The organism is Pseudomonas pichavaramensis, from assembly GCF_050473265.1.
GTDB lineage: Bacteria > Pseudomonadota > Gammaproteobacteria > Pseudomonadales > Pseudomonadaceae > Aquipseudomonas.
On the sequence record NZ_JBJKFJ010000001.1, the window covers coordinates 588,366 to 611,787 of the forward strand.

The 23,422-nt window shown below is 62.5% G+C and carries 18 protein-coding genes; 13 read left to right on the forward strand and 5 right to left on the reverse strand.

Annotated features, from left to right (window positions below; translation table 11 throughout):
* The first annotated feature begins 31 nt into the window (after positions 1-31).
* From ACJRW5_RS02630 to ACJRW5_RS02675, 10 genes are all read left to right on the forward strand, one after another.
* The gene (locus ACJRW5_RS02630) at positions 32-2,359 is read left to right on the forward strand and encodes a TonB-dependent receptor (protein WP_484568970.1); all 2,328 of its coding nucleotides are present in this window, start codon (positions 32-34) and stop codon (positions 2,357-2,359) included.
* A 164-nt stretch (positions 2,360-2,523) separates the two neighbouring features.
* Positions 2,524-5,058 carry a PepSY domain-containing protein gene (locus tag ACJRW5_RS02635; RefSeq protein ID WP_484568971.1) on the forward strand — a complete coding sequence of 845 codons (2,535 nt, stop codon included), beginning with the start codon at positions 2,524-2,526 and terminating at the stop codon, positions 5,056-5,058.
* Positions 5,059-5,193: 135 nt separating this feature from the next.
* A complete protein-coding gene (locus ACJRW5_RS02640) occupies positions 5,194-5,889 on the forward strand; it encodes a response regulator transcription factor (protein ID WP_484568972.1) in 696 nt (231 codons plus the stop codon).
* Positions 5,886-7,220: a histidine kinase sensor domain-containing protein gene (locus ACJRW5_RS02645; RefSeq protein ID WP_484568973.1), complete on the forward strand. Its 1,335-nt coding sequence runs from the start codon at positions 5,886-5,888 to the stop codon at positions 7,218-7,220. Before ACJRW5_RS02640 ends, ACJRW5_RS02645 begins: the two co-directional genes overlap by 4 nt.
* Positions 7,221-7,308: 88 nt before the next feature.
* Positions 7,309-9,261 carry a TonB-dependent receptor domain-containing protein gene (locus ACJRW5_RS02650; protein WP_484568974.1) on the forward strand — a complete coding sequence of 651 codons (1,953 nt, stop codon included), beginning with the start codon at positions 7,309-7,311 and terminating at the stop codon, positions 9,259-9,261.
* Positions 9,261-10,364: an ABC transporter substrate-binding protein gene (locus ACJRW5_RS02655; protein WP_484568975.1), complete on the forward strand. Its 1,104-nt coding sequence runs from the start codon at positions 9,261-9,263 to the stop codon at positions 10,362-10,364. Before ACJRW5_RS02650 ends, ACJRW5_RS02655 begins: the two co-directional genes overlap by 1 nt.
* The gene (locus tag ACJRW5_RS02660) at positions 10,361-11,413 is read left to right on the forward strand and encodes a FecCD family ABC transporter permease (protein ID WP_484568976.1); all 1,053 of its coding nucleotides are present in this window, start codon (positions 10,361-10,363) and stop codon (positions 11,411-11,413) included. Before ACJRW5_RS02655 ends, ACJRW5_RS02660 begins: the two co-directional genes overlap by 4 nt.
* On the forward strand, positions 11,410-12,213 hold the full coding sequence (locus ACJRW5_RS02665) for an ABC transporter ATP-binding protein (RefSeq protein ID WP_484568977.1): 804 nt from the start codon (positions 11,410-11,412) through the stop codon (positions 12,211-12,213). The genes ACJRW5_RS02660 and ACJRW5_RS02665 overlap by 4 nt, the downstream gene beginning before the upstream one ends.
* Entirely contained in the window at positions 12,197-12,475 is a 279-nt protein-coding gene (locus ACJRW5_RS02670; protein WP_484568978.1) for a DUF2218 domain-containing protein, read from the forward strand. The genes ACJRW5_RS02665 and ACJRW5_RS02670 overlap by 17 nt, the downstream gene beginning before the upstream one ends.
* A 377-nt stretch (positions 12,476-12,852) precedes the next feature.
* A complete protein-coding gene (locus tag ACJRW5_RS02675) occupies positions 12,853-14,016 on the forward strand; it encodes a type III PLP-dependent enzyme (RefSeq protein ID WP_484568979.1) in 1,164 nt (387 codons plus the stop codon).
* Between the two features lie 109 nt (positions 14,017-14,125).
* Here ACJRW5_RS02675 and ACJRW5_RS02680 read toward each other — a convergent pair whose 3' ends face one another.
* Complete coding sequence (locus tag ACJRW5_RS02680; protein WP_484568980.1) at positions 14,126-16,357, reverse strand: TonB-dependent receptor domain-containing protein; 2,232 nt, start codon at positions 16,355-16,357, stop codon at positions 14,126-14,128.
* Positions 16,358-16,581: 224 nt separating this feature from the next.
* On the opposite strand from ACJRW5_RS02680, the gene ACJRW5_RS02685 reads away from it, so the two are divergent.
* The gene (locus ACJRW5_RS02685; protein WP_484568981.1) at positions 16,582-17,325 is read left to right on the forward strand and encodes a 5-oxoprolinase subunit PxpA; all 744 of its coding nucleotides are present in this window, start codon (positions 16,582-16,584) and stop codon (positions 17,323-17,325) included.
* Between the two features lie 5 nt (positions 17,326-17,330).
* On the opposite strand, the gene ACJRW5_RS02690 is transcribed toward ACJRW5_RS02685, so the two are convergent.
* Together ACJRW5_RS02690 and ACJRW5_RS02695 are read right to left on the reverse strand one after the other, a co-directional pair.
* Complete coding sequence (locus ACJRW5_RS02690) at positions 17,331-17,621, reverse strand: DUF2218 domain-containing protein (RefSeq protein WP_484568982.1); 291 nt, start codon at positions 17,619-17,621, stop codon at positions 17,331-17,333.
* Between the two features lie 62 nt (positions 17,622-17,683).
* Positions 17,684-18,325 carry an NAD(P)-dependent oxidoreductase gene (locus ACJRW5_RS02695; protein WP_484568983.1) on the reverse strand — a complete coding sequence of 214 codons (642 nt, stop codon included), beginning with the start codon at positions 18,323-18,325 and terminating at the stop codon, positions 17,684-17,686.
* A 100-nt stretch (positions 18,326-18,425) separates the two neighbouring features.
* Between ACJRW5_RS02695 and ACJRW5_RS02700 the strand changes: the two genes are divergently transcribed.
* Entirely contained in the window at positions 18,426-19,313 is an 888-nt protein-coding gene (locus ACJRW5_RS02700) for a LysR family transcriptional regulator (RefSeq protein ID WP_484568984.1), read from the forward strand.
* 279 nt (positions 19,314-19,592) lie between these two features.
* A complete protein-coding gene (locus ACJRW5_RS02705; RefSeq protein WP_484568985.1) occupies positions 19,593-20,480 on the forward strand; it encodes a PA4780 family RIO1-like protein kinase in 888 nt (295 codons plus the stop codon).
* An 85-nt stretch (positions 20,481-20,565) separates the two neighbouring features.
* Here the strand turns inward: ACJRW5_RS02705 and cueR are convergent, their stop codons facing one another.
* Complete coding sequence (cueR, locus tag ACJRW5_RS02710) at positions 20,566-20,997, reverse strand: Cu(I)-responsive transcriptional regulator (RefSeq protein ID WP_484568986.1); 432 nt, start codon at positions 20,995-20,997, stop codon at positions 20,566-20,568.
* Positions 20,994-23,363, reverse strand: coding sequence for a heavy metal translocating P-type ATPase (locus tag ACJRW5_RS02715; protein ID WP_484568987.1), 2,370 nt, complete (start codon positions 23,361-23,363; stop codon positions 20,994-20,996). The genes cueR and ACJRW5_RS02715 overlap by 4 nt, the downstream gene beginning before the upstream one ends.
* Positions 23,364-23,422: the final 59 nt, after the last annotated feature.

Here is a 23,422-nt window from a genome sequence, read left to right on the forward strand (position 1 = left end):
ATTCGCCCGCCTTTTCACTGAGCACACGCCAATGCATAAAAACGAGCAAACACTGCCTGCTGCGCTGCCACAAAAATCGCTGCTGGTTTCTGCCATCGGTTTAGCCATCGTCTCCCACGGCACTGCCGTGGTCGCTGCCGAGGCGGATACGAAGAAGACCTCTCAGGTCGAGCTGGAGAGCGTGTCAGTCACGGGTACTGCCGAAGCCGACGACTACCAGTCCGATGCTCCGGCGTCGCCGAAGTACACCGAGCCGCTGCGTGACATTCCGCAGACCATCACCGTGGTGCCCAAGCAGGTGATCGAAGATCAGAACCTGCTGACCATGCGTGACATTCTCAGCACCGTGCCGGGCATCACCTTCGGCGCCGGTGAGGGCGGTGGCGGTTATGGCGACAGCATCAACCTGCGTGGTTTCTCCGCCAACAACGACATCCAGGTCGACGGCGTGCGCGACAGTGCTCAGTACAGCCGTACCGACCCGTTCAACCTGGAGCAGGTGGAGGTGGTCAATGGCGCCAGCTCGGTGTATTCCGGCGGCGGCTCGGTGGGCGGCACCATCAACCTGGTGACCAAGAGCCCGCAGTTGCGTGACTTCAACACCGTCAGTGCCGGTGTCGGCACCGACAGCTACAAGCGCATCACCCTCGACAGCAACCACAAGCTCAACGACACCACGGCGTTTCGCCTGAACCTGATGGCTCACGGCAACGATGCGCCGGGCCGCGATCACGAAGACTACGAGCGCTGGGGCATCGCCCCGTCGATCGCCTTCGGTCTGGGCACGGCGACCCGCGTGACTGCTGCCTTCGAACACCAGGAAGACGACAACCTGCCGCAATTCGGCGTGCCGATCTACGACGGCAAGATCATGCAGGGCGCGGATTGGGATAACTACTACGGTTATCGCAACGTCAACAAGCAGGAAATCACCACCGATGCCTTCAGCCTCAAGCTGGAGCACGACTTCAACGATGCACTGTCGCTGCGTAATTTCAGCCGGGTGGCGCGCGTGCGTCAGGAGACCTGGGTGTCTGGTCCGGAAGGGGCGTCGACTGCCTGTCTGGCCAGCGGCGTGCGTCCAGATGGCACGGCCTGTACTGGCGGTCTGGCGCCGGGCTTCTTCCAGCCCAGTGGCGGCTCGCTGGGTAATGCCCGCGATACCGAAAACCGCATCTTCACCAACCAGACTGATCTGACCAGCCGCTTCGCGACGGGCTTCATCGACCATACCCTGGTCACTGGTTTCGCCCTGAGCCGTGAAGAATACGAGGCCGGCACCGGCAACTGGCGCTATGACTCGACCGGCACCACGGTTACCCCGCCGCCAGTCAGCATCAGCAACCCCGATTCGCATTGGAACGGGCCGGTGAACTTCATCAAGACGGCGAAGATCGACGGCGAATTGAACAACCGCGCCGTGTATGCCTTCGATACCCTCAAGTTCAACGAACAATGGGAACTCAATGGCGGCGTACGCTACGAGCGCAACGAGGGTAGCTCGGCGACCAATGCGATCAACGCCCAAACTGGCGCAGTGACGCGCAACCCTCGTTATCACAACAGTGACGACCTGGTGTCGTACCGTCTGGGCCTGGTCTACAAGCCAGCCGAGCACGGCAGCATCTACGTGGCCTATGGCAACAGCCAGACCGCTTCGCAGGCCACGGTCAACGGCAGCTGCTTCAGTGCCGGGCGTGGTAGTAACCCGAGCAGCAACAACTGCGACGCCGATCCGGAAAAATCCGTCAGCTACGAGATCGGTACCAAGTGGGATCTGCTCGACGAGCGCCTGTCGCTCACCGCAGCGGTATTCCGCAACGACCGCACCAACTACAAGGTCGCCAGCAATGACCCGAGCAACCTCTCCGGCGAGCAGGCGCTCGACGGTCAGGCGCGTGTCGATGGTGTGGCGTTGGGCATGATGGGGGCGATCAGCGACCGCTGGAAGGTCTTCGCCAACTACACCTACCTGCACACCGAAGTGCTGCAGAGCGTGAGCGACTACACCCGTCAGAGCACCGGTGTCGATGCGCAGAAAGGCAAGCCGCTGACTTACACGCCCAAGCATGCGGCGAGCATCTGGACCACCTACGATCTGCCCTACAACCTGCAGATCGGTTACGGCCTGACCACCCAGAGCAAGCAGTACCTGGCCAGCGCCGACGGCGCTCCGACTGCTGCCGGCTACACCGTGCACCGGGCGATGCTGGGCTACAAGGTCAACCGCAACCTGAACCTGCGTCTGAACGTCAACAACCTGTTCGACAAGCAGTACCTGACCCGCATCCGCAACAACGGCTGGGCGACTCCGGGCGATGGTCGTGCGGCGATTCTGACTGCCGATTACAGTTTCTGATGCTGTGACGCTGATCCCCGGTGCGGTTTTCCGTGCCGGGGATTTTCTGCGTCCGGGGCTGAGTAAATTCGATGTAAAGCCTATTCCTTGAAAACCTCTCTCAAATAGAATCGCATCTCGTTTGCCAGGGTGGCATTCTCAATCGTGATGCAAGAGTGATCGACGTGTTCAAGAAAGTCCTATTCCAACTGCACTGGTTTCTTGGCATCACTGCCGGCCTGGTGCTTGCCATCGTCGGGTTGACCGGCGCGCTGTACAGCTTCGAGGGCGAGATACTGCGTGCGCTGAACGCGGATCGCTGGCAGATCGAGAAGCTTGAGAGTGGCCCGCTGGCGCCAGTGGAACTGGTGGCGAAAATCGAGGCTGCGACCGGCGATCGTGTCAGCGGTCTGTGGGTCGATAGCCGTCACGATGGCCCGGGCATGGCCTTCCTGGCTCCGCCTCCGGGCGAGCGTCGAGGTCCCAGGGTCACTTTCGACCCCTATACCGGGCAGGTGCTCGAAAATCCGCTCGGGCAGCAATTCTTCGGCCTGATGCTGCAACTGCACCGCTTCCTGGCCATGGGGCAGGTGGGCAAGCAGATCACTGCTGCCAGTACCGTTGCGCTGATCTTCTTTTGCCTCTCCGGTATTTACCTGCGCTGGCCGCGGCAGGCGCTCAGCTGGCGTACCTGGCTGACCCTGGACTGGAAGAAGAAAGGTCGCGGCTTCAACTGGGATCTGCATGCGGTGGCCGGTACCTGGGCGCTGCTGTTCTATTTGTGCGCCAGTCTGACGGCGTTGTACTGGTCCTATGACTGGTACCGTCAGGGGCTGACGCAATTGCTCTCCGACGAGAAGAGTCAGCCGCGTGGCGAGGGGCGCGGTGGTCCTGGTGGACGCGGGCAGCCTTCCGGACCCGCACCGGAGGTGGATTATGTTGCGCTGTGGCAGGGCCTCCGTGAGGCAGCTGGCCCGCATATGGTCGGCTGGAATCTGCGTCTGCCGCCGGTTGCCGGGCAGCCGGCGACGGTGTTCTACATACTCGACGATGCCGAGCACGTCCGTGCCTTCAATCAGTTGCAGATCGATACCAAGACCGGCGAAGTCAGCCGCCATGAGCGCTATGCCGACAAGAGCTTCAAGGCGCAATTGCTGGCCAGCATCTATGCCCTGCATGTCGGTGAGTATTTCGGCATGCCTGGGCGCATCCTGATGATGCTGGCGTCGGCTGCCATGCCGCTGTTCTTCATCACCGGCTGGTTGCTGTATCTGGACCGTCGTCGCAAGAAGCGCGCCGCTCAGGCTGCGCGTGGCGCGGTTAACGACAGTGCTGGCAGCGAGGGATGGCTGGTCGGTTTCGCCAGTCAGAGCGGCTACGCCGAGCAACTGGCCTGGCAGAGTGCAGGGCAACTGCAGGCCGCCGGTATCCCGGTGCGAGTGGAACCGTTGTCGCGCATCGACGCCGCCAGCCTGAGTCAGGCGCAGAAGGCGTTGTTCGTGGTCAGCACCTTCGGTGATGGCGAGGCGCCGGATACTGCGCTGGGGTTCGAGCGCAAACTGCTCGGCAGCAGCCTGCCGCTGCAACAGCTCAGTTACGCCGTGCTGGCGCTAGGTGACCGGCAATACCAGCATTTCTGCGGTTTTGCTCGCCGTGTCGGCGACTGGCTGGGGCGTCAGGGCGCGCAGCCGTTGTTCGACAGCATCGAGGTCGACGGTGATGACCCGGCAGCACTGCAACGCTGGCAGCAGCAGCTCGGTGAGCTGACCGGTACCGCGCCGCTGACTTTCGAGCAGGCTCCCTGGCAGAGCTGGACCCTGCAGCAGCGCACGTTGCTCAACCCTGCCAGCCAGGGGGCTGCGGTCTACCGCCTCGCTTTGCAACCGCCGGCATCCAGCAGTTGGCAGGCGGGCGACATTCTCGAGATTTTGCCGCGCCAGCCACAGGCCCGCGTTTTGCACTGGCTGCAGCGCTATGGTCTTGATGAGCAGGCCGAGGTCATCATCGATGAACAGGCCATGACGCTCGCCGAGGCGCTGAGTGAGCGTCAGTTGCCGGAAAGCTTCGCCCATCTGGTTGGCCTGCACGCACAGGCGCTGGTCGAGGCGCTGGCGCCGCTCGGCGCGCGTGAGTATTCCATCGCTTCGGTAGCGGCCGATGGCGTGCTGGAACTGATCGTGCGCCAGGCCGTGCAGGTCGACGGCAGTCTTGGCCTGGGTTCTGGCTGGCTGACGGAGTACCTGCCCGAGACTGCGCCTGTGCTCGCTCGGGTGCGACGCAACAGTGGTTTCCATCTGCCAGATGACGACCGTCCGCTGATTCTTATCGGCAATGGCACCGGTCTGGCGGGGCTGCGCTCGCTGCTGCGGGCCAGAGCTCTGGCTGGGCAGACACGTAACTGGCTGCTGTTTGGCGAGCGCAACCGGGCGCAGGACTTCTTCTGTGGCGACGAGCTGCAGGCCGCCCTGGCTACTGGCGACCTGCAGCGCCTCGACCTGGCGTTTTCCCGTGATCAGGAGCAGAAACGCTATGTGCAGGATCTGCTGCGTGAGCATAGCGAGCGCCTGCGTGCCTGGCTGAGCGAGGGGGCTGCGATCTACGTGTGCGGCAGCCTTGAGGGCATGGCCGGTGGTGTCGATGCGGTGCTGCGCGAGTTGATCGGTGACGAGGGCGTGCAGCAGTTGATCGAGGATGGCCGTTACCGGCGCGACGTGTATTGATCGGAGCAATCTGTGGTGTTCGCTAGCAATGGTTCAACCAGATAACGACGTGCGCAGCGCAATTTGCAGGGTAGAGTTGCCGAAGTGATTCTTATATATGAGAATCATTCGCCTTAATCGGCTTGGGTAATCCCTATGACTGCCAGTCTGGCTCGCATCCTTATAGTTGAAGACGACCGCACGCTCGCGTCGCAACTGGGCGAGTTGTTGCAGGGGCAGGGGTACGCCACCTCGACCAGTCATCTGGGGGAAATGGGGCTCGATCTGGCCCTGAGCGAACAGCCGGACCTGCTGCTGCTGGATGTCATGCTGCCGGACGTCAATGGCTTCTCCGTGCTGCGTCGTTTGCGTGAGCAACAGCAGACGCCGGTGATCATGCTCACGGCCTGTGGCGCTGAGGAGGAGCGCATTCGTGGTCTGCGGCATGGCGCCGATGACTACCTGCCCAAGCCTTTCAACATCACCGAGCTGCAACTGCGCATTGACGCCGTGTTGCGTCGCAGTCGCCCGCAGGAGGTGCGTGGCGGCCAGTTGCAACGCTTGCAGGTCGATGAACTGCATCTCGATCGACATGTTCAGCAGGCGCGAGTCGGCGACTGTGATCTGGCGCTGACGCCGTTACAGTTCCGTCTGCTCTGGCTACTGGTCAGCCATCGGGGCGAGGCGCTGAGCAAGCCTTATCTCTATCGCCTGGCGCTGGAGCGCGAATACAGCCAGTACGACCGCAGTCTGGATATGCACGTCAGCCGTATTCGTCGGCGTCTGGTCGATGCCGGCCTCGGCGCCGACCGCCTGCAGACGGTGCACGGTCGCGGTTACGCCTTCACATGAATCATCGCCTGTTCTGGAAGCTGTGCCTGGTCATCGGCCTTGGCAGCGTGCTGCTGTTCTGGATCATCGCCCGCGTCGCCTGGCAAACCGAGGAGCGCATGAGCTTCATCGACGCCGAGCACCAGCGCACGCTGCGTCACTATGGTGAGCAGGCCGAGGCGATGTTTCTGGCCGGCGATCACCAGGCGCTGGCGCGCTGGCTGGTGACCTTGCAGCAACAGGAGCAGACCTGGGCTGCGGTGGTCGAGTCGGACGTGCGACCGTTGGCCGGCAGTGTGCTGACCGAGCGCTTCTACGAAGGCTTCGGCCTGGGGCGCGACGTGAGTTGGAAGATCCACCTGTACTTTCAGGAAAACCCCATCATGGATCTGCCGTTCGCCGACGGTAAGACGCACTTTTTGATCATCCTTCCGCAGCGTATGCGCCCCGGCCTCAATTGGCACTATGCCAAGCTGATGCTGCAGCTGGTGGTGCCGTTGGTACTGATGCTGATTGTCTGTCTGGTGCTCTACCGCCACCTGATGCAGCCCTTGGGGCGTCTTGAGCAGGCGACCCGGCAGTTCAGCGATGGCCGTCTGGATGTGCGCGTGCGTTCGCTGCTGGGCTCGCGCAATGACGAGCTGGCGCGCCTGGCCGATACCTTCGACGCCATGGCTGCACGTACCGGGCAACTGATCATCGACCAGCGTCAGCGTTTGGCGGACATGTCTCACGAGTTGCGCACGCCGCTCACTCGTATCGAGATGGCGGTGAGCCTGGCCGAACAGGATGGCGGGCACCGGCAGTTGCTTGAGCGTATCCGCGAGGACTGCGCCGGGATGCGTCGCCTCGTCGAGGATGCCCTGACCCTCAGCTGGCTGGAGAATGAACGTCCCGAACTGCGTGACGAGAGTCTGGATCTGTCCGAGCTGATCGACAGTATCGTCGACGACGCCCGCTTCGAGTACGCGGACCGGCAGGTCGTCTGCGATCTTCCCGATAGTGCACCGCTGCATGGCAGCAGCAGCCGGGCACTGGGCCAGGCCATCGAAAATGTGGTGCGCAATGCGCTCGACCATACGCCCAAGGGCGGGCAGGTGGAGGTCAGCCTGAGCCAGGATGCAGATGACTGGTTGCTGTGTGTCGCCGATCAGGGGCCCGGTGTAGCCGAACAATGGCTGGAGCGCATTTTTCAGCCGTTCTTCCGCGGCGGCAGCGAGCGGGCCGGCTACGGCCTTGGCTTGGCACTGGCGCAGCGTCAGATCAAGGCAACGGGAGGCGCCATTGCTGCGAGCAATCGAGCGCAAGGCGGGTTGCGCATGGCGATACGGCTGCCACGCACGGCGGTGTAACAGTTGTAAAAGTGATTCCCTGCTCAGAGGGTTGTGATGAAAATTCGCAAATGCGAAGTATTCACATTTCTTCCGGGGAGGAACGACCATGCTGCAATGCCCATATCGCCTGAGCCTGCTTGGGGCCATGACTTTCAGCGGCCTGCTGGCCGCCCAGGCCCAGGCAGCCGACTCACTGCTGGAACTCGATGCGCAGGAAATCACGGCGGCGGCGCTGGATCGCAGCGAGAGCGTCGAAGCCGAGCAGCTGCAGCGCTACCAGGCCAATGACCTGCAGGAAGTGTTCGAGTCCAACCCGGAAGTCGCCGTGGCCGGTGGCTCAACGGCGGCGCAGAAGCTGTACCTGCGCGGCTTCGAAGATACGTTGCTGAACATCACTATCGACGGCGCCAGCCAGCCGGGGCAGACCTTCCACCACACTGGCCGCATCAGCATCGAGCCGGAACTGCTCAAGCGTGCCGAGGTGCAGGCCGGCACCGGCGATGCCACCGCCGGGCCGGGCGCGCTCGGTGGTGCGATCCGTTTCGTGACCAAGGACCCTGACGACCTGCTGCGTGAAGGTGAAGGGCTCGGTGCGCTGCTCAAGACCGGTTACTTCAGCACCGGTGAGGGCTACAAGGCCAGCGCCAGTGTGTTCGGCCGTTTCAATGACAACTGGTCGGCGCTGGCCATGACCAGCTATCAGGATCAGAACGACTACGAGGACGGCCGCAACGACGACGTGCTCGGCACCGGTTCGCGGCAGAAATTCGGTTACGCCAAACTGGTCGGCAAACTCGACGAGGCGCAGACCCTGCGCTTGAGCTACGAGCGCCGTCTCGATGAAGGGGAGCGCCCGCAGCGTCCGCAGTGGATGGTGCTGGCGCCGCGCAACGCGGCCTATCCCCTGCAGACCGAGCGGGAGACCTGGACGCTCAACTATGCCTGGCAGCCGCTGAACAACGACTTGTTCGATCTTGAGCTGACGACCTTTCACACCACCAACGAACTGCAGCAGGACGGCCGTTTCGGGCTGTACTTCGGCGATACCCGCAGCAGCGGTTTCGACCTGCGTAATACCAGTCGTTTCGCCTCGCACAAGCTGACTTACGGCCTGGACTACCGCGATGACCGTACCACCCTCGGCCCGCAAGACGATCGCGAGCTGGACAGTGAGAACGGCGAGGTGCTCGGCTTTTACGTGCAGGATGCCTATCAGATCACTTCGCGGCTGTTGCTCAATGCCGGCCTGCGCTATGACCGCTACGAGCTGGACGATCGCGACGATCAGACGTTCAAGGAAAAGGGCTTCAGCCCCAACCTGAGCCTGCGCTATCAGCTCACGCCCGAACTGACGGTATTCGCCGGGCATTCTCAGGCACTGCGTGGTCCGCAGGTGCGCGATGCCTTCAAGCTCGACGTGGCCGGCAACGATCCGGACCTGAAAGCGGAGAAGGCGCGCACCGAGGAGATCGGTTTCGACTACCGCAACGGCGGCCTGGAGTTCATGGCCAAGGGCTACGTCACGCGTATCCGCGATGCCATTTCCTACACCCCCGAACTGACCAGTCTGTACCGCAATCTGGGTGACCTGAAAAGCAAAGGCGTGCTGCTGCAGAGTGCCTATCACTGGCAGCAGCTCAGCCTCGGCCTGAGTTTTCACCGCAACCTGGCCCGCCTGGATGGTCGGCGGCTCAATGCCTACGAGCACAATGGGCTGGGCAACAGCCTGGGCAATACCTGGACGACCTTCGCCGACTATCGGGCCAGCGATAACCTGACCCTCGGCTGGCAGGGGCGCTTCGTGCGCGGTATCGATTCGCTGCATACCGCCGATGGCGATATCTCCAAACCGGGTTACGGCGTGCACGATCTGTATGCCGAGTGGCAGGCGTTGCCCGAGCAACTGACCTTTACCCTGACCCTGAAGAACCTGCTGGATAAGCAGTACCTGGATCATGCCAGCAACGAGGATTTCACCCACATCCCCGGCTACGACATCGTCCGCGGTTCCTACGAGCCGGGTCGTGAGCTGCGCCTGGGGGTGGCATGGCGTATCTGATGCGTCGGTGGGCTCTGGGGGGCTTGCTGGGGCTGGCGATGCTGGCCCCGGTGCACGCGAAGATGCTGACCGATCTGGCCGGGCGCGAGGTTGAGGTGCCCGACAAGGTCGAGCGCATCGTGCTGGGCGAGGGGCGTCTGCTGCCGGTGTTAGCCATCCTCGAAGGTGAGCAGTTGCTGGACCGCCTGGTCGGAATGCCGGCGGATCTGGCGCTGGTCGACCCCGGTAGCGCGCGGCAATATCAGCAGGCCTTTCCCGATCTGGCCAAGGTGCCGCGCATTGGCCAGGGCGCGGCCGATACCTTCAGCCTGGAGCAGGTGCTGACGCTACGCCCCGATCTGGCAATCTTCAGCCTGTCCGGGCATGGCCCGGGCAGTACTCAGGGCCGGCTGATCGAACAGCTGCAGCGCGCCGGTGTGGCCGTGCTGTTCGTCGATTTCCGTGAGCAGCCGCTGACCGGCACGCCGCGGAGCATGAGTCTGCTCGGTCAGGCCCTGGGCCGCGAGGCACGTGCCGAGGCGTTCAACGCGGCACATGCCGAAGCGCTGGCCGCGGTGCGTGGGCATCTGCCTCAACAGCAACGACCGCTGGTGTTTCTGCATAGCCGCGCCGGCCTTGGCGATGGCTGCTGTGAAAGCATGGCGCGAGGCATGCTCGCCGATCTGTTGGTCGCAGCGGGTGGCGACAACATCGCCAGGGAGCGCTTGCCGGGGCATGCTGGCGTTCTGAGCCTGGAACTGCTCCTCAGCCAGCCGCCCGAGCTGTATATCGCCAGTGCGGTGGGTTCGGCCGACAGCCTGGCGGAGGACGCGCCCTATATCGCACTTGGGCCTGGCGTGGCGGCCGATGCGGCACGGGCTTCCCTGCAGCGCCTGGTCGGCCGTGGCGGTTTGCAGCATCTGGCAGCGGTACGCGAGGGCAGGGCGCACGCGATCTGGCACGGCTTCTACAACAGCCCGTTCAACGTGGTCGCGGTGCAGGTCTTCGCCAAGTGGCTATACCCCGAAGCATTCGTCGATCTCGACCCGCAGCGCACGCTCGAGCACTTTTACGGCGAGTTCCAGCCGGTCGTGCTGAACGGTCAGTACTGGATCAGCCTGTGAATAGTCAGGCCACACAAGCGCTCGCTCGCGCCTACCGTCGAACGCTCTGGCGCCGTTGGGCCTGCCTGGCGGTATTGGCGGCGGCGCTGCTGACCACCTTCATCGCCGACCTGGCTACCGGACCGGCTGGCCTGGGTTGGTGGGACGTGCTGCATGGCCTGTTGCAACCCGGAGCTCTGGACCCGGCGCAGGCGGTGATCATCCTGGATATTCGCGTGCCCTACGCGCTGATGGCCGTGGTGGTCGGCGCCAGTCTGGGCCTGGCCGGCGCCGAAATGCAGACGGCATTGAACAACCCGTTGGCCAGCCCATTCACCTTGGGGGTTGGTGCGGCGGCTACCCTGGGCGCGGCGCTGGTGATCCTGCTGCGGCCCAATCTTGCCGGGCTTGGCGCCGATCTGCTGTTGCCGTTGGCGGCGTTCGCCTGCGCATTTCTCTCCTGCCTGCTGTTGCTGCTGGTGGCACGTATGTTGGGCGAGGCACTGCACACTCTGGTGTTGTTCGGCATCGCCCTGTTGTTCGGACTGAACGCGCTGGTTGGTTTGCTGCAGTTCATCGCCGATGCCGACGCGCTGCAGCAGATCGTGTTCTGGACGCTGGGCAGTCTGGCGCGCGCCGATCTGCAGCGCGTTGCGCTGGTGACGCTGGTACTTGTCGTCTGCCTGTCCCTCGCGCTGCGTCAGGCGTGGGCGATGACCAGTCTGCGTGGCGGCGAAGAACAGGCACGCAGCCTGGGCATACGTGTCGGTCGCCTGCGCACCTTCGTGCTGCTGCGAGTCAGCCTGCTGACCGGTGTGGCCACCGCCTTCGTCGGTGAGGTCGGCTTCATCGGCCTGGTCGGTCCACATGTGGCGCGCCTGCTGCTGGGCGAGGACCACCGTTTCTATCTGCCCGGCAGCGCGTTGGCCGGAGCCTTGCTGCTGTCGTTGGCGTCACTGGCCAGTCGCGCGTTGCTGCCTGGGGTGATTCTGCCGGTAGGCCTGGTCACCGCCGTGGTTGGGGTGCCGCTGTTCATTGCGCTGATTCTGGCGCGAGGGCGTCACGCATGAGCCTGCTGATCGAAGCGCTGAGTCTGAGCTACGGCGCGCGTACGGTATTGCAGGAACTGACCCTGCCAGCAATCGAGGCTGGCAGTCTGGTGGGTGTGCTCGGTCCTAACGGGGTGGGCAAGTCCTCGCTGCTACGCGCCATCGCAGGCTTGCAGTCGTGTCAGGGGCGAGCCCGTCTGAACGAGGCACTGCTCAGCGGGGTCCCGCCCTGGCGGCAACAGGTGCAGGTGGCTTACCTGCCACAGCAGCTGCCGCAGGCGGTGTCATTGCTGGCCTATGAGAGTTTGCTGGCGGCGGCGCGGGCACGTTGCCCCGGTTTGCCGGCCAGCAGGCTGTCGAGTCGTGTGGAAGATGTCCTGCAGCGCCTGGGCATCGAACATCTGGCCCTGCAGCGCATGGATCGCCTGTCCGGTGGACAGCGGCAACTGCTGGGGCTGGCTCAGGCGCTGGTCGGTGAGCCGCAGCTGTTACTGCTCGACGAACCGACCAGCGCGCTCGATCTGCACTGGCAACTGCGCGTACTCGATTGTGTCGCCGAGCGCTGCCGTACTGAGCGCAGCATCGCCCTGGTGGCCTGTCATGACCTCAATCTGGCGCTGCGTTTCTGCAGTCACCTGCTGTTGCTCGCACCGGATGGGGCCTATCGCTTCGGTCCGGCTCGGGACGTGCTCGATACCGCCTGGCTGCGCCGCGCATACGGCATCGAGGCGCGCCTCGAACACTGCTCTCTCGGCCAGCCGCTGGTGCTGGCTGACCGTCCACTGATCAAGGAACCCATGCCTCATGCCGACCAGCCATAGTGCTTTCCCCTGTACCCAGGCGCCGCGCCTGCTCACCCGCCTGTGCAAGCACTTCGCGCACAAGATCGAAGCGAGCTACGGCGATCGAGAAGGGCAACTGCGTTTCTCCATCGGCGAGTGCATGCTGCACGCAGACGACGCGCACCTGCATCTGCGCTGCAATGCGCCCAGCGCGAAGGAGCTGGACGAATTGCAGGAGGTGTTGCGCCGGCATCTGCAGGGCTTCGCGCAGGTGGATGACCTAGTGTTGCAATGGCACTGAAATACAGCTGCGCTAAACTGGCTGAAAGCCGCGCCTGTTCAGCATTTCAGGACGTTTTGTGTGATATCCGGAACGTGCTGAAATTAGAAAGAATTTCCGGTTGATCTGAGGGGCACATGGTCTTAAAGTCCGCGCCCGAACGTCCATGCTGGAAACGATCCATCCGGCTCAAGTACTGACGACGAGAGATCGCTGGTGGCCCACCGCGATCAGTGATGCTCGGCGACATGCCTTGGGAAGTAGGCGAACCAAAGTGGGGAAACTGTCAGGCGTTCAGGCTCGCGTCGCACGCGGCCACCCCCTACACGTGGCGGAACCTGTTGCCGGTTCTGCTGCCCGAATCCATGTATTCCCGGTTTAGCCAATGGAGTCCTAGCATGTCGATCAAGGTCGAAGACTACTACGCACCCGCCACTTTCCAGCGCATGAAGGCATTTGCCGACCAGCACGAAACCCCGTTCGTGGTGATCGACCGGCAGATCATCGCCGACGCCTACGATCAACTGGGCAACTGCTTCCCGTTCGCCAAGACCTACTACGCGGTCAAGGCCAACCCGGCAATCGAGATCATCGAGCTGCTGCGTGACAAGGGCTCGAACTTCGACATCGCCTCGATCTACGAGCTGGACAAGGTCATGAGCGCCGGCGTCGGCCCGGAACGCATCAGCTACGGCAACACGATCAAGAAAGCGCGTGATGTTCGCTACTTCTATGAGAAGGGCGTGCGCCTGTTCGCCACCGACTCTGAGGCCGACCTGCGCAACATCGCCAAGGCTGCGCCGGGCTCCAAGGTCTACGTGCGCATTCTCACCGAAGGCTCGACCAGCGCCGACTGGCCGCTGAGCCGCAAGTTCGGCTGCCAGCCGGACATGGCCCTGGATCTGCTGATCCTGGCCAAGCAGCTGGGCCTGGTACCGTACGGTATCTCCTTCCACGTCGGTTCGCAGCAGCGTGATATCGACGTGTGGGACGCCGCTATCGCCAAGGTCAAGGTGATCTTCGAGCGCCTGAAAGAAGAAGACGGCATCACCCTGCAGATGATCAACATGGGTGGCGGTTTCCCGGCCAACTACATCCAGCGCACCAACGACCTGGAAACCTACGCCGAGGAAATCACCCGCTTCCTCAAGGAAGACTTCGGTGACGAACTGCCGGAAATCATTCTCGAGCCGGGTCGTTCGCTGATCGCCAACGCCGGTGTGCTGGTCTCCGAAGTGGTACTGGTTGCGCGTAAATCGCGTACCGCCGTGGAGCGTTGGGTCTACGCCGACGTGGGCAAGTTCAGCGGCTTGATCGAAACCATGGACGAGTCCATCAAGTTCCCGATCTGGACCGAGAAGAAGGGCGAGATGGAAGAGGTCGTCATCGCGGGCCCGACCTGCGACAGCGCCGACATCATGTACGAGCACTACAAGTACGGCCTGCCGCTGAACCTGGCCAGCGGCGACCGCCTGTACTGGCTGTCCACCGGTGCCTACACCACCAGCTACAGCGCCGTTGAGTTCAATGGCTTCCCGCCGCTGAAGTCCTACTACCTGTAAGACTGCCGCTGCGCCGACAACGCCCACCTTGTGTGGGCGTTGTTGTTTCTGCAGGCAAGAAAAGCCGCCAGCCCTTGCGGGGTGGCGGCTTTTGCATTTCAGCCCGCGATCAGAATTCGAAGATCGCCGAGACCCACAGGCGACGGCCTTCTTCCAGAGTGCCGCTAGTGGACTGTGCAATCTGAGTGTAATCCGATGCCCAACCCTGGGTTCCCGTATTGGTGGTGTAGTAGCTACCGCTGGTGAAGTCCTTATCGAACAGGTTGTAGATGGTAGCGTTGAGGGTCAGATTTTCAGAGGCCTTGAAGGAGCCTCCAAGGTGAAAGACTTCATATGCCTTCAAGTCTCCGGCTGCATCCAAGAGCGCTTGGTTGGCGGCTGTTAGATTTTCGTAGCGATCCGTGAAACGTGCTCTTTCGCCGCGATACTCGCCTTTGAACCAGAGAGTCAGTCGGTCATTAGCAGTCCAACTGATGCGGGCATGGGCCATGTGCTCCGGTGTATTGGTCAAAGGCTCACCTTTGTTTTCGCCGCTCTTTTGTTCGCTGTCGGTATAGGTGTAATTAACAGACAGGGCCCAAGCGGGGGCAAACTCCCAGCGGCCGGCGATTTCCATGCCTTGGGTAACCGCCTCACCGATATTGATGCTTTGCGCGAAGTTTTCCTGAGTGAAGCCCGAACCGTAGCTCACACAGCCAGGTTGATTGGGGCTGGCTGTGTAAAAGCAGTTAGCGATGGGCGTACCGCTGTCGATCTTGTCCTTGAACTTGTTGTGGAACAGGGTGACGTTCGCATTGAAGCCCGAGAGGTTGTCGTAGTAAGCACCGATTTCGGTGTTGGTGGTTATTTCGGGATCTAGGTCTGGGCTGCCAATGGTAATGGTTGAACCCTGGCCGGTTACGCCGTTAATTCCGTCGTGTAGCTGATTGAGCGACGGAGTTTTATAGCCACGGCTTACACCGCCTTTGAGTGTCCAGGTGTCGCTGGTATTCCACACCAGATAAGCACGCGGGCTGACGTGGCCACCGAATGCTTCGTGATCCTCATAGCGTGCTCCCAACGTCAGAGCCAAGTCATCGCGGAGGCGCCATTCGTCCTCTAAGAACAGAGCCCAAGAGGTTTGTTGGAAATCTTCATCGGCAATGCTGTCAGCTACCTTTGCGTCCCACCACTGTGCACCGACCGTTGCAATGTGAGCGTCGCCGATGGGAGCTACCAGTTTGCTGTCTACCACCAAATCGGTTGATTTCAGCTTGCGGTCATCGCCGATGATGATCGAGGGAAAGCCTGTGTATGCGTTACCGATTGGGGTCCCGGGTATGGTTCGGCCAAAGGTCTCCGTGGTGTTATGGGTGATGCTGCTTTCTAGCGTGCCGAAGCTGAAGCGCCCGGTATGGCTCAGAGCGAACTGATCTCGTTCGAAGCGCAGTTCATCCTTGTAGCCGTTGGCGCGCAGTGGTGCATCCGTGGTGCACCCGTCAGTCGCACTACCGCCGTTCTTGCCGTCCAGATTGCCGAGTTGGCAGTCATCATTTTCATAGACTTGGCGGCCACGCTCGAAGTCGAAAACGAAGTCGTGATCTGAGTTCGGGGTGAAGCTCAGGCGCGTTCCGAATGTCGTGTTACTGCCTTCTACCGGAGAGGCGCCTCGCCTGCTGACTGCGCCGTCGTTATCGAATTGCAGGTCCGACTCTCCTCGGTCGTACAAGCTACCGCGCACAGCCAGGCCCAATAGGCCGTCAACCAGGGGACCACTGGCATAGAGGCTGGTATTGCGGGTTTCACCGTAATCGCTGTTTTCCTGGAAGGTATAGTCCTGAGTCACACTTGCCCCCCATTCCTTGGCCACCTTGCGAGTGATGATATTGACCACGCCTCCCATTGCGTCGGAACCATACAGTGTCGACATCGGGCCGCGGATCACCTCGATGCGCTCGATGGCCGACATCGGCGGCATGAAGCTGGTGGAGGTCTCGTTGAAGCCATTGGGGGTGACGTTACCGGCGGTGTTTTGCCGGCGGCCGTCGATGAGGATCAGGGTGTAGTCGCTGGGCATACCGCGGATGCTGATGTTCAGACCGCCAGTTTTTCCGGTCCCTTGACGCACGTCGATGCCTTCCACGTCTTCCAGCGCTTGCGCCAGGTTGTTGTAACGTTTCTGCTGCAGCTCTTCGCGGCCGATCACACTGATGCTGGCCGGGGCATCGGTGACTTTCTGCTCGAAACCGGCGGCACTGACCACCACGTCGCCGAGGGCAATGGGTTCATCGGCATGAACCCCAAGGCTGGTAACCAGAGCGATGGCACTGGCCAAGGCGGTACGGGAATTGACGGCGGACATCGAGCTACTCCTGGCGAAGTGAAACGAGCGTGGGACGCTCTGACGGCCGGGATGATAGTGATTTGCATATAAGGTTCAATTGCGCCTATTGCCATTGACCGTCCTGGTTGCCTGTAATGGCCGTAGGCTCTGGCTTACAACGGAGTGTAAATTTTGTAAGTGCGATTATTTCTCAAGTGAAACCTTTCTTTGCAGAGGTTTGCGCCGCGTCTTAAGCTGCCGCTATGAATCGAATTCTGCTCAACTGCGACATGGGTGAGGGCTTCGGTGCCTGGCGCATGGGTGACGATGCGCTGGCCATGCCCTTGATCGATCAGGCCAACCTGGCCTGTGGCTTTCACGCGGGTGACCCGCTGATCATGGCGCGCAGCGTTGCACTGGCTGTGGAGCATGGTGTGAGTGTCGGTGCACACCCTTCGTATCCTGACCTGCAGGGTTTCGGACGGCGCCATCTGCAATGCTCGCCCGAGGAAGTCCGAGCGCAGGTGCTGTATCAGATCGGTGCGTTGGATGCGTTCTGCCGCGCAGCCGGCAGCCAGTTGGCTTACGTCAAACCTCATGGTGCGCTGTATAACGATCTGGTGTTGAACGACGCGCTGCTGATGGCGGTTCTCGATGCCTGCGCCAGTTATCGTCAGGGACTACCGCTGATGGTGCTGGCGCTGGCCGATAACGCCCGGGAGTTGAGGCTGGCGGATGAGGCGGATGTGCCGCTGATGTTCGAAGCCTTCGCCGATCGAACCTACCTCTCCGACGGCCAGCTTGCGCCGCGGCGCCTGAGTGGCGCTGTGCATCAGGACCCTGAGCGTATTCTTGCCCAGGGAACAGCGATTGCCCGCGGTGTGGCTTTTGCCGATATTGATGGCAAGCCGCTGCTGCTGCGCGCCGACAGCCTCTGCGTGCACGGTGACAATCCCGAGTCGCTGGCCGTGTTACGTCGTCTGCGCGCTCAGCTCGATGCGCTCTGACTGACTTAGCGGGGCTGCCAGTCCAGCGTCAGTTCTTCCTGCCAGGCGAAACGCTCGAAGTGGCTGGCCACAACGCCCTGCAGGCGCTGCAGGTCGTCGTTGTTGGCGCTTTCCACTTGCAGGCGCAGTCCCTGTTCTTCTGCTTGCAGGGTGGCCAGGCCTGCAGTGAATTCAATACGCCCCTGCTGCTCGTCGAAGCTGACCGGGATCTTGTGTGCGAAGTGTTTGCACAGTCGGCTGATATAGCGGGCGGGCGTGTCGGTGGTGACGAATGCGCTGCTGGTCAATGAGTTCATGCATGCTCCTGGTAGGGCGCGCGCTGCGCGCCATCTCTGTCGGTTCAGTCTGTCGGGGTGGCTCAGTACGCCAGGGTGAAACGCTGGCGGACATGTTGTGGCTGTTGGGCTTCGTCGATCAAGGCCACGGCCAGGTCGGCGACGGAGATGCTGCCGGGTTCTGCACCGTTCATCAGCAACTCGTCATTGCCCAGACGGAACTTGCCGGTTCGCGGGCCGGGAACGAGCAGGGCGGCGGGGGAGACAAAGGTCCACTCCAGCTCTTGCTCGCTGCGCAGCATGTCCAGTGCCTGACGTGCGCCTTCGGCGCCTTCCTTGTACGCGTCAGGGAAGTCCGGGGTGTCGATCAGTTGCAAGCCTGGCGCTACGTACAGGCTGCCAGCGCCGCCGACTACCAGCAGACGTTTGACTCCAGCCTGCTTGCTTGCGGCGATGATGGCGCGGCTGCCGGCAATGAACTGCTGACGAATATCTGCCACGCCCCAGCCGGGGTTGAAGGCGCTGATCACGATGTCGTGTCCGCGCAACTGCTCGGCGAGGGCAGAGGCATCGTGCACATCAGTCTGTAGGGCGGTCAGCTGAGCGTGGGCGCTCAGTTTTTCCGGATGACGCACCAGTGCCGTGACCTGGTGGCCACGATTCAAGGCTTCTTGCAGCAAGGGAGCGCCGACATAGCCAGTGGCGCCGATCAGGGCAATCTTCATGAGTTAAATCTCAAGTGGTGACGGTGAACACATGATCGCTGCTGGATAAACGCCGGAAAAAGTGGCTTCATGAACTTGGATACTTAAGCGGAGCTTCACAATGGAGCAGCTCAAGCGGATGGCTCTGTTCGCTACGGTGGTGGAAAAGGGCTCGATGGTTGGCGCAGGAGACGTCCTGGGAATGTCGGCATCGGCCGTCAGCCAGCAGGTGCGACGGCTGGAGGAGGCTACCGGGGTCACGCTGCTGCACCGCACTACGCGCAAGTTGACCCTGACCGAAGCGGGGGCATCGTTCTACGACAGCTGCAAGCAGATCGTCGAGCTGGCGCAGCAGGCCGAGCAACGTCTGGCCGAGCAGCGCGATGCGCCCGTGGGTGAGCTGCGCATCGCCGCGCCGATTGGTTTTTCCGGGCCGCTGTTGTGCGAGGCGCTGGCACCGCTGCTCAGTGCCCATCCCGGCCTTAGCCTCACGCTGTTCTATCAGGATGAACATATCGACCTGGTCGAGTCGCGCATCGACCTGGCCGTTCGTGTTGGGCGCCAGGAAGACTCCAGCCTGGTCGCCCGCCACGTCGCTCAGTGGCGCATGCTGTTATGTGCGGCGCCGGCCTACCTGGCCCGCGCCGGCTGGCCTGGCGATCCGCAGCAACTGCTCAAGTTGGACTGGATCGGTATGCACCTGGAGCGGATTCAGCACCTGTCCCTGCACGGTCCTGGCGGACTTCAGCAGCGGCTGCGTTTGGAGAGTCGCGTTACCTGCAACAATATCCTCGCTGCACGTCAGTTCACCCTGGCCGGTATGGGCGTATCGCTGCAACCCGAGGCCGAAGTCCGTGGGCTGTTAGCCAGTGGCGAGTTGCTGCCCTTGCTGCCTGATTGGCAACTGGAGCCGGTGGGCCTGTATATCGTCACGCCACGTCGCGACGCCCAACCGGCCAAGGTGCGTTATGCCATCGAGGCGCTGAGACGCCATCTGGCCAATGCATGACGAACGACTATCGGCATCGGAACCGGTTTAAGGCTTGCTGCGTGCTGGCCTTGCTGCGTTGAAATAGGGCTCAGCAAGCCGCTTGCGGCTAACGTGCTTCAGCGCGGCCCGGAGGGCGAGCGAAGTGAGTCATGCCCATTTACAACACGTGAACTCGGCTTTTTCACCCGATTAAGCCTTGCCTGGCTCTGGCTCGTGAGCCTTTGAACAGGTTCTCGGCTGTGCGAGGATGGGCCAGCAATCCAATTACCGGCCACAAAGGACCCGTGATTCACTCCGATGAAGACGCCCAAACGTATTGAACCCCTGGTCGAGGACGGCCTGGTGGACGAGGTGCTGCGACCACTGATGAGTGGTAAGGAGGCGGCGGTCTATGTGGTGCGTTGCGGCGACGAGCTACGCTGCGCCAAGGTCTACAAGGAAGCCAATAAACGCAGTTTTCGCCAGGCCTCCGAGTATCAGGAGGGACGCAAGGTGCGTGGCAGTCGCCAGGCGCGGGCGATGGCCAAGGGCAGCAAGTATGGGCGCAAGGAGCAGGAGCAGGCCTGGCAGAACGCCGAGGTTTCCGCGCTGTTCCGCCTGGCCAATGCCGGAGTTCGCGTGCCCAAGCCCTACGACTTTCTCGATGGCGTGTTGCTGATGGAGCTGGTGGACGACGGTGAAGGTGATGTCGCGCCACGGCTCAATGACGTCGATCTGCACCCGGATGACGCGCGTGAGTTTCACGCCTTCATGATCCAGGAGATCGTCAAGATGCTCTGCGCTGGCCTGGTGCATGGCGACCTTTCCGAATTCAACGTGCTGCTCGGCCCTGACGGGCCGGTGATCATCGACCTGCCCCAGGCGGTGGATGCGGCGGCCAACAACCATGCCTTCAGCATGCTCGAGCGCGACGTGCGCAACATGGCCGAGTACTTCGGCCAGTTCGCCCCGGAGCTCAGGTACACCAAGTACGCCAAGGAAATGTGGGCGCTATACGAGGCTGGCAAGTTGCAGCCGCACACGCAGTTGACGGGAGAGTTCGCCGAGCCTGACGACGCTGCCGACATCGACGCGGTGATGCGCGAGATCAAGGCGGCCCTGGCCGAAGAGGCGAAGAAGCAGGCGTTGCGCAACGCCGAAGACGAGCCCAAGGACAGCGAGCCGACACCGCCCTGGATGCGTTGAGCTGCGGTTATCGGGGGACTGCGCCTTGCCTTAGCCCGGATGAAATCCGGGGCGGTTTTTGCAACCTCCCCCGGATTTCATCCGGCTACATACTGCCTCCGTGCGCGCATTTCGATGCGCCGCAGCTCACGCCCTCCTCGATCCCCTTCAATATCGGGCAGTCCGGGCGGTCGTTGCCTTGGCAGCTATCCGCCAACTGCATCAGCGTGTCGCGTAAGGCCGTCATCTCGGCGATCTTGCGCGACAGTGTGGCGATATGCTCTTCGGCCAGCGCCTTCACATCGGCGCTGGCGCGCTGCTTGTCCTGCCACAACGCCAGCAGTCGGCCGACTTCTTCCAGGGAAAACCCCAGGTCCCGAGCGCGTTTGATAAAGGCCAGGCGGTGCAGGTCGTCCGTGCTGTACTGGCGGTAGCCACTCTGCGAGCGCCCGGCGTGGGGCAACAGGTCGATGGACTCGTAATAGCGAATCATCTTGGCGCTGAGGCCGGTGTGTTTGGCAGCCTGGCCGATATTCATGCCTTGGGTCTCCAGCGGCTGAGTAGCAGGGCATTGCTCACCACGCTGACGCTGGACAGGGCCATGGCGGCGCCGGCGAACATTGGGTTGAGTAGCCCTGCGGCAGCCAGGGGAATGCCGATGAGGTTGTAGATGAAGGCCCAGAACAGGTTCTGGCGGATCTTCGCGTAGGTGCGTCGGCTGATCTCCAGTGCGGCCGGCACCAGGCGCGGGTCGCCGCGCATCAGGGTGATGCCGGCTGCGTGCATGGCCGCATCGGTGCCACCGCCCATGGCGATGCCGACATCAGCAGCGGCCAGTGCCGGTGCGTCGTTGATGCCATCGCCGACCATGGCCACGGTGCCTTGCTGGCGCAGTTCATCGATCAGGCGCGCCTTGTCCGCGGGCAGTACCTGGGCATGCGGCTGGTCGATGCCCAGCGTGCTGGCCACTGCAGCGACGCTGCCCTGGTTGTCGCCGCTGATCAGGTGGCTGGTGATGCCTTGTTCGCGCAGTGCGGCAATGGCTTGTGCGGCGCCGTCCTTGAGCTGGTCGCCAAAGGCCAGCAGGCCGAGCAGACGTGGCGTTTCGCCGGTTTCGATCAGCCAGGACAGCGTGCGTCCTTCAGCCTCCCAGGCGCGGGCTGATTCGCTTAGGATGCCGGCCTGCAGTCGCTGTTCCTCCAGCAGGCGGCTGCTGCCCAACTGCAACTGGCGATCTTCGAGCGTGCCGGCAATGCCGCGACCGGCCAGCGCTCGGCTGTCGCTCAGAACGGGCAGGGCGATCTGTTGCTCGCCGCAGCGTTCCAGCACGGCCTTGGCCAGTGGGTGTTCGCTACCCTGCTGCAGGCCGCCAGCCAGGCGCAGCAGTTCCTCTTCGCTGGCTTCGGCCAGGCCAATATGGATGATGCGAGGTTTGCCTTCGGTAAGGGTGCCGGTCTTGTCGAAGGCAATGTGCTGCACAGCATGCGCCACCTCCAGCGCCTCGGCGTCCTTGATCAGGATACCGTGACGGGCGGCAACACCGGTACCGGCCATGATTGCCGTTGGGGTAGCCAGGCCGAGCGCGCAGGGGCAGGCAATCACCAGTACAGCCACGGCGTTGAGCAGGGCCTGTTCGACGCTGGCGCCGAACAGTAGCCAGCCCAGCAGTGTCGCCAGGGCGATCAGCAGCACGGCGGGGACGAATATCTGGCTGACCTTGTCCACCAGTTTCTGGATCGGTGCCTTGGCCGCCTGGGCGTCCTCGACCAGGCGAATGATGCGCGCCAGTACAGTTTCCGCCCCGAGTGCAGTGGTTTCCACCAGCAGGCGCCCTTCGCCGTTGATGGCGCCGGCAGTCACTTTGTCACCTGGCTGCTTGGCTACCGGCAGGCTCTCGCCGCTGATCAGGGCTTCGTCGGCGTGGCTGCTGCCTTCCAGCACCTGGCCATCCACCGGGAAGCGTTCACCGGGTCGGACCAGCACCTGATCGCCGAGAGCCAGCGCATCGATGCTGACTTGCTCTTCGCGGCCATCGACCAGGCGCACGGCGTGGTCCGGGCGCAGCGCCTGCAGGGCGCGGATGGCGCTGGCGGTCTGGCGTTTGGCGCGGCTCTCCAGGTATTTGCCGAGCAGGATCAGGCTGATGATCACCGCCGAGGCTTCGAAGTACAGGTGCGGCATCTGCCCAGCCGGGGTCACGGCCCACTGGTACAGGCTCAGGCCGTAACCGGCGCTGGTGCCGATGGCGACCAGTTGGTCCATGTTGCCGGCACCGGCCTTGAGCGCCTGCCAGGCGGCGCGGTAGAAGCGTGCGCCGAAGATGAATTGCACGGGCGTGGCGATCAGGAACTGCAGCCATGGCGGCAACATCCAGTGCAGGCCGAAGGGCTCGACCAGCATCGGCAGTACCAGTGGCAGGGTCAGGACAATGGCCGCCAGCAACGTCAGTCGCTCGCGGCGCAGGCGGGCTGCACCGGCGTCGACGGGGGTGTCGTCATCGATCACGTTCGCCTGGTATCCCGCTGCGGCAACGGCCTGCAGCGCCTGCTGCGGATCGAAGCCGGCAAGCACTTGCAAACGCGCTTTCTCGTCAGCCAGGTTGACCGCAACTCGGGTCACGCCCGGTAGCTTGCCGAGTGCGCGCTCGATGCGGCCGACACAGCTGGCGCAGGTCATGCCTTCGATACCGAGCTCCAGCGCGTGACTGGGCACGGCATAGCCTGCGCCTTCGATGGCATTGATCAGCTGATTCAGGCTGCCAGCCGGCGCTTCGATGCGTGCATGTTCGCTGGCCAGGTTGACGCTGGCGTTGGCAACTTCTGGCAGTTTGCGCAAGGCGCGTTCGACACGGCCGGCGCAACTGGCGCAGGTCATGCCCTGAATTGGCAGGTCGAAGGTGGTCATGCGCGTGCTCCCTGTAGCTCGATGGCTACAGGATCAACCTTGACCCCATGGTAAGGTCA